This is a genomic window from Mycobacterium sp. TH-M11, from assembly GCF_057473725.1.
Map to the genome: position 1 here is coordinate 1 of NZ_JBYCLD010000242.1, position 6,775 is coordinate 6,775.

A 6,775-nucleotide genomic window follows, 5' to 3' on the forward strand; every position below is an offset into this window, starting at 1 on the left:
AATTCTCTACCAGCGCGGCCCTGGAACCTCAACCCAAGTACAAGTCGATCACATCGTGCCAATCCTGGACGCATGGCAAAAGGGTGCTCAACAGTGGGACGATCTCAAACGCCGCAACTTCGCCAACGACCCGATGAACCTCCAGAGCACCACGGCTGGGGCGAACCGGCAGAAAGGCTCTGCCGATGCGGCCACATGGTTGCCGCCGAACAAGGCCTACCGCTGCGCCTACGTCTCCCGCATCATCGACGTGAAAAGCGCATATGGAGTGTGGGTTACGCAGGCCGAGCACGACGCAATCGAGCACGTCTTAGACACCTGCTGACCGGGGCCTCAGGCGGCGCGAAGTCTGGCCGCGCGCTGTCCGTCGAGGACGCCCTGCACGGTAGGGGGTACCCCTGCCTTGGCATGCCTGGATCAGACGGCAGAGTTGGTCGTCGTCGAGCGTATTGGCTGCCTTGGCGTCAGCCTTCGGAGGTGTCAGCTGGGGATTCGCGCTAAGCTCTCCCTCATCGACGAGCCACGCCGCGTAGCGCTTCAGCGCCAGGTCTCGGGACCGGGCCGTGCTTGCCTGCATACCTTCGTCGAGCAGAGCGGCCAGAAATTCTTGGACGACAACACCACTTCAGCTCGGGTGCCACGACGAAAGCAGCGCTACGAGATCCGGCAAGCTTTCTGCTACGCGAATATCGTGGTGCACGGGTGATAGCTTTGACAGCCCCGGCAAATCTGCAGCTAGAACACTGGAAACGGAGTCCGTCGATCTCAAAGTATCTCGAGAATTGAACAGCTCCACTTCGCTTCTCGGTGCGATCGTGCTGATTTGTCTGGGCAGCGCGTTCGCGGCCATCGACGCCGCGATCAGCACGGTGTCGATGGCGCGCGCGCAGGAGATGGCTCGCGACGAACGGCCGGGCGCCGCGCGTCTGGTCACGCTCATGACCGACCGGCCGCGATACATCAACCTGGTGGTGTTGCTGCGCATCGTCTGCGAGATCAGCGCGACGGTGCTGCTGGCCCGATTCTTCTACCGGCAGGCCAGTCGCGACTGGGGTCTGTTCATCGCGGCAGTCGTCATGGTGGTGGTCAGCTTCGTGGTCATCGGTGTCGGTCCGCGAACACTCGGCCGCCAGAACGCATATTCGATTGCCTTGATGTCAGCGCTTCCGCTGCAAGCGATCTCGGTGCTGCTGACCCCGATCAGCAGGGTACTGGTGGTGCTGGGCAACATGCTGACGCCCGGTCGTGGCTTTCGCAACGGCCCGTTCGCCTCGGAGATCGAGTTGCGTGAAGTCGTCGACCTGGCGCAACAGCGCGGGGTGGTCGCCGACGACGAGCGGCGGATGATTCAGTCGGTTTTCGAACTCGGTGACACCCCGGCCCGCGAGGTGATGGTGCCGCGGACCGAGATGGTGTGGATCGCGAGCGACGAGTCCGTGGCGGCGGCGACGTCGCTGGCAGTGCGCAGCGGGCACTCCCGCATTCCGGTGATCGGTGAGAACGTCGACGACATCGTCGGGGTGGTCTATCTGAAAGATTGTGTGCAGCAGGAGTATTACTCTTCGACGAATGGCCGGGATATCGCCGTGACCGAGGTGATGCGGCCCGCGGTATTCGTGCCAGACTGCAAACCGTTGGATGACCTGCTGCGTGAGATGCAACGTGATCGCAACCACATGACGCTGCTGGTCGACGAGTACGGCGCGATTGCCGGATTGGTGACGATCGAGGACATCCTGGAAGAGATCGTCGGGGAAATCGCCGACGAGTACGACGCTGCTGAGGTCGCGCCGATAGAAGAGTTGGGCGACAACCGGTTCCGAGTATCGGCGCGACTACCGATCGAAGATGTCGGTGAACTCTACGGCGTGGAATTCGAGGAGGATCTCGACGTGGACACCGTCGGTGGGCTGTTGGCGCTGGCGTTGGGGCGGGTGCCGCTGCCAGGATCAGAGGTGATGTCGCATGGTCTGCGCTTGCACGCTGAGGGTGGGCCAGACCATCGCGGACGGGTGCGGGTCGGTACGGTGCTACTGAGTCGCGTCGAGGCGCACGCACCCGAGGCTCACCGCCGCAACGGTGTGCGATGACCGAATTCCATTCCGGCTTCGTCTGTTTCGTCGGCCGGCCGAACACCGGCAAGTCGACCCTGACCAACGCGCTGGTCGGCTCGAAAGTGGCGATCACGTCCAATCGGCCGCAGACCACCCGGCACACGATCCGGGGCATCGTGCACCGCGAGGACTTCCAGATCATCGTGGTCGACACCCCAGGGCTGCATCGACCGCGCACCTTGTTGGGACAGCGACTCAACGACCTGGTCCGCGACACCTACAGTCAGGTCGACGTCATCGGCCTGTGCATCCCGGCCGACGAAGCAATCGGAACGGGGGACAGGTGGATCGTCGAGCAGATCCGATCGACTGCTCCCAGAACGACTTTGGTGGCCGTCGTGACCAAGATCGACACGGTGTCCAAGGACAAGCTGGCCGCCCAACTGTTTGCGGTCGGCGAATTGGTGGGCAACGACGTCGAGGTCGTCCCAGTCTCGGCGGCCACCGGCGAGCAGGTCGACGTACTGGTCGGCCTGCTGGCCGCCGCACTGCCGCCCGGGCCACCGTACTACCCGGATGGCGAACTGACCGACGAGCCGGAAGAAGTCCTGATGGCAGAGTTCATCCGGGAGGCTGCGCTGGAAGGGGTGCGCGACGAGTTGCCGCATTCACTGGCGGTGGTGATCGACGAGGTCATCCCGCGCGAAGGCCGCGACGATCTGATCGATGTGCATGCCCTGCTCTACGTCGAACGGGACAGTCAGAAGGGCATCGTGATCGGTAAGGGCGGGGCGCGGTTGCGCGAAGTCGGCACGGCCGCCCGCGGTCAGATCGAGAAACTGCTGGGCACCAAGGTGTACCTCGACCTGCGCGTCAAGGTCGCCAAGAACTGGCAGCGCGACCCGAAACAACTCGGCCGACTGGGCTTTTGATCGCCGGTCGCTGCACATTCCACCGCCCATTGCAGCAGCCGGCACCGACATTATCGGCGCGTGCGCCGGGCGCCGTCGCAACCTGGTGACAAACTGGTCTCCATGCGGTTGTACCGGGATCGGGCGGTGGTGCTGCGCCAGCACAAGCTCGGCGAGGCCGACCGGATTGTCACTCTGCTGACCCGCGACCATGGACTGGTGCGCGCGGTGGCCAAGGGTGTGCGCCGCACCCGCAGCAAATTCGGTGCGCGACTGGAACCATTTGCCCACATCGACGTCCAATTGCACCCGGGCCGCAACCTCGACATCGTCACGCAGGTCGTCTCGCTCGACGCGTTCGCCACCGACATCGTCAGCGACTACGGTCGCTACACCAGCGCGTGCGCGATGCTGGAAACCGCCGAGCGCCTCGCCGGCGAGGAGCGGGCGCCGGCGCCGGAACTGCACCGCCTGACGGTCAGTGCGCTGCGGGCGGTCGCCGACGGCAGCCGGCCGCGCGAGCTGGTGCTGGACGCATATTTGCTGAGGGCCATGGGCATTGCCGGGTGGGCCCCCGCGCTGACCGAATGCGCGCGCTGCGCCACGCCAGGCCCGCACCGGGCATTTCACGTCGCGGCGGGTGGCAGCGTGTGTACCTTCTGTCGCCCCGCCGGTGCGACGACACCGCCGCTGGGTGTGCTGGATCTGATGGCCGCGCTGCGCGACGGCGACTGGGCGGGCGCCGAGGTCGCGCCGCAATCGGCGCGCAGTCACGCCAGCGGATTGGTGGCGGCTCACCTGCAATGGCACCTGGAGCGGCAGCTGCGAACCCTGCCGCTCGTCGAACGGATTCGACGGGTCGATCAGATGGATCAGAGCCTGCTCGACCGCCGCATAGCGTTAGTCCGGCAGGATGTGGCGCATGAGGGTTGAGCGCAAACGGAAGGCCGACTTCCCGCAACTCGCCCCGGCTCCTGACGACTATCCGGTCTTTCCCGACACTTCGACATGGCCGGTGGTTTTCCCGCCGCTGCCGCCCGCGCCGGACGGTGGACCCCGCCGACCGCCGCAGCACATCTCCAAGGCGGCCGCTCCACGGATTCCAGCGGAGCAGTTGCCCAATCATGTCGCGATTGTGATGGACGGCAACGGCCGCTGGGCCACCCAGCGTGGTCTACCGCGTGTCGAGGGCCACAAGATGGGCGAGGCCGTTGTTATCGACATCGTCTGCGGTGCAATCGAAATGGGCATCAAGTGGCTCAGCCTGTACGCGTTCTCCACCGAGAACTGGAAGCGTTCGGCCGACGAAGTCCGCTTCCTGATGGGTTTCAACCGCGACGTGGTGCGGCGCAGGCGGATCAACCTCAACGACATGGGCGTCAAGATCCGCTGGGTGGGATCGCGGCCGCGGCTGTGGCGCAGCGTGATCCACGAGTTGGCTGTCGCCGAGGAATTGACCCTCAACAACGACGTGATCACGGTGAACTACTGCGTCAACTACGGCGGTCGCACCGAGATCGCCGAGGCTGCAAGGGATATCGCCCGTGAGGCAGCGGCGGGCAAGCTGAATCCCGAGCGGGTCAACGAGGCGACCATCGCCCGGCATCTGCACCGACCCGACATCCCCGATGTCGACCTGCTACTGCGGACATCGGGGGAGCAGCGGACCAGCAACTTCATGCTCTGGCAAGCGGCGTACGCCGAGTACATCTTCCAGGACACGCTCTGGCCCGACTACGACCGCCGTCACCTGTGGGCGGCGTGCGAGGAGTATGCATCGCGCAATCGACGATTCGGGACCGCGTGATGAATATCCACTGGAGTCACTTTCGTCACATGAGTAACCGCTCTGGTGCGCGTGTGCTTTTGCCCGCCTTCGAGCGAATTACGGAAGTTGTCGCTCAGAGGCGGGCACATCGGTTCTCACCGCCCGGCGGTGACGTATGGGACAGGTGTGACTGATGCTGTCACTGCAGGAACGCTTACTCGCCGTGCTGTCCGAGGTGCTGCCGGCCGAGGCGGAATCCGACGGCGCGCTGACCGTTCACCATGGCGGGACGATCGCCTCGCTGCGGGTCGTGACCATCACCGAGGGCCTCGACCTGGTCTCGCTGACCCAGATGGTCGCCTGGGATCTGGCGCTGAGCAGAAAGATTCGTGACCGCGTCGCCGAGCAGACACACACCACGCTGCTCGGATCGGTGACCCTGGTCGAGAAGCCGGGCAAGACCGCGGACGTGGTGCAGCGCTACAACTTTCCCGGCAACGGCCTGGGCGACGAAGCGCTGCGTACGCTGATCTTGATGGTACTCGACAAGGGCTCCGAAATCCGCAGGGCAGTAACGGCTTAACGGCAATCCGAGCAGGTTCCGTAGATCTCGATGGTGTGGCTGACGTCGGAGAACCCATGTTTTGATGCCACCTCGGCCGCCCACGCCTCGACCTCGTGATCGCCCACCTCGACGGTTGACCCGCAGCTGCGGCAGACCAAGTGGTGGTGATGGTGTTCCGAGCAGCGACGGTAGACCGATTCCCCGGTGTCGTTGCGTAGCGTGTCGAGCATGCCGGCGGTGGCCATCGATTGCAGCGTTCGGTAGACCGTGGTCAGCCCGATGTTCTCGCCGCGTTGACGCAGTTCGTCATGCAACTCTTGGGCTGAGCGGAAATCGTCGAGCGTGTCGAGTAATTCCGCGATCGCCGCGCGCTGCCGGGTGGCCCGCAGCCCGGGGCCGGCCGTCACGGCGTGTCCTCCGCGGCGTGCGCGACGGCGTCGACCACGATGTGCGCCAGGTGGTGATCGGCCAGCCGGTAGAGCACCTCGCGTCCGGACCGCTCGCCGGCGACCACGCCTGCGGCCTTGAGGATCTTGAGATGCTGACTCACCAGCGGCTGCGGCACACCGAGCGCGTCGACCAGTTCGTGCACGCAACGCTGAGACACGTTGAGCTGCAGCACGATGGCGATCCGCACCGGCGCGGCCAGCGCACGCAGCAGTTCGCCGGCCGCGTCGAGGACCTCCCGCGGTGGGGGCGCCGGCAGGTCCGCGGAGCTGCCGTGCTGGTGCTCGCCGATCAGGTGATCGCCGTCGGCAGCGGTGGGGGATGAGAGAGTCATGCTGGCTCCACTGTCACATGCACAACCACGCATGTCAAAGACCGGCGGGCGAATCGCTACGATGACGGATCGTCCGCGTCCAACAACGACAGGGAGTGCTCACCTCGTGGCGTCCGTCATCGACACCGTCGTCAACCTCGCCAAACGGCGCGGCCTGGTCTATCCCGCCGGCGAGATCTACGGCGGCACCAGATCGGCCTGGGACTATGGGCCATTGGGCGTTGAGCTCAAGGAGAACATCAAGCGGCAGTGGTGGCGCTCGGTGGTCACTGGGCGCGACGACGTCGTCGGCCTGGATTCGTCGATCATCCTGCCGCGCGAGGTATGGGTGGCCTCCGGCCATGTCGAGGTCTTCAACGACCCACTCATCGAATGTCTGAACTGCCACAAGCGGCACCGGCAAGACCACCTGCAGGAGGCCTATGCCCTCAAGAAGGGGGGTGCGCCCGATGACGTGCCGATGAGCGAGATCGTCTGCCCCGACTGCGGCACCAAGGGTCAGTGGACCGAGCCGCGCGAATTCAACATGATGCTCAAGACCTATCTCGGCCCGATCGAGACCGAGGAAGGCCTGCACTATCTGCGGCCCGAGACCGCGCAGGGCATTTTCGTGAACTTCGCCAACGTGGTGACGACGTCACGGCGCAAGCCACCGTTCGGCATCGGCCAGATCGGCAAGAGCTTCCGCAACGAAAT

Annotated in this window: 9 protein-coding genes; 7 read left to right on the plus strand and 2 right to left on the minus strand. The window is 64.9% G+C overall.

The window, feature by feature from the left end; genetic code table 11:
- From AC2VOG_RS10120 to AC2VOG_RS10145, 6 genes are all read left to right on the plus strand, one after another.
- Positions 1-325, plus strand: a 325-nt coding sequence (locus tag AC2VOG_RS10120) for an HNH endonuclease family protein (protein ID WP_486939766.1), incomplete at its 5' end; no start/stop codon positions are given.
- A 457-nt stretch (positions 326-782) separates the two neighbouring features.
- Positions 783-2,090, plus strand: coding sequence for a hemolysin family protein (locus tag AC2VOG_RS10125; RefSeq protein ID WP_486939767.1), 1,308 nt, complete (start codon positions 783-785; stop codon positions 2,088-2,090).
- The gene (gene era, locus AC2VOG_RS10130) at positions 2,087-2,986 is read left to right on the plus strand and encodes a GTPase Era (protein ID WP_486939768.1); all 900 of its coding nucleotides are present in this window, start codon (positions 2,087-2,089) and stop codon (positions 2,984-2,986) included. Before AC2VOG_RS10125 ends, era begins: the two co-directional genes overlap by 4 nt.
- 102 nt (positions 2,987-3,088) lie before the next feature.
- Positions 3,089-3,898, plus strand: coding sequence for a DNA repair protein RecO (recO, locus tag AC2VOG_RS10135; RefSeq protein WP_486939769.1), 810 nt, complete (start codon positions 3,089-3,091; stop codon positions 3,896-3,898).
- Positions 3,888-4,772 (plus strand): decaprenyl diphosphate synthase, encoded by an 885-nt coding sequence (locus AC2VOG_RS10140; protein WP_486939770.1) that lies wholly within the window; start codon positions 3,888-3,890, stop codon positions 4,770-4,772. Before recO ends, AC2VOG_RS10140 begins: the two co-directional genes overlap by 11 nt.
- A gap of 154 nt (positions 4,773-4,926) precedes the next feature.
- Positions 4,927-5,316 carry a hypothetical protein gene (locus tag AC2VOG_RS10145; RefSeq protein WP_486939771.1) on the plus strand — a complete coding sequence of 130 codons (390 nt, stop codon included), beginning with the start codon at positions 4,927-4,929 and terminating at the stop codon, positions 5,314-5,316.
- Here AC2VOG_RS10145 and AC2VOG_RS10150 read toward each other — a convergent pair.
- Positions 5,313-5,705, minus strand: coding sequence for a Fur family transcriptional regulator (locus AC2VOG_RS10150; RefSeq protein ID WP_486939772.1), 393 nt, complete (start codon positions 5,703-5,705; stop codon positions 5,313-5,315). The genes AC2VOG_RS10145 and AC2VOG_RS10150 overlap by 4 nt on opposite strands.
- Positions 5,702-6,079, minus strand: coding sequence for an ArsR/SmtB family transcription factor (locus tag AC2VOG_RS10155; protein ID WP_486939773.1), 378 nt, complete (start codon positions 6,077-6,079; stop codon positions 5,702-5,704). The genes AC2VOG_RS10150 and AC2VOG_RS10155 overlap by 4 nt, the downstream gene beginning before the upstream one ends.
- 61 nt (positions 6,080-6,140) lie before the next feature.
- Between AC2VOG_RS10155 and AC2VOG_RS10160 the strand changes: the two genes are divergently transcribed.
- Positions 6,141-6,775: glycine--tRNA ligase (locus AC2VOG_RS10160; RefSeq protein WP_486939774.1), on the plus strand; the 635-nt coding region annotated here is incomplete at its 3' end.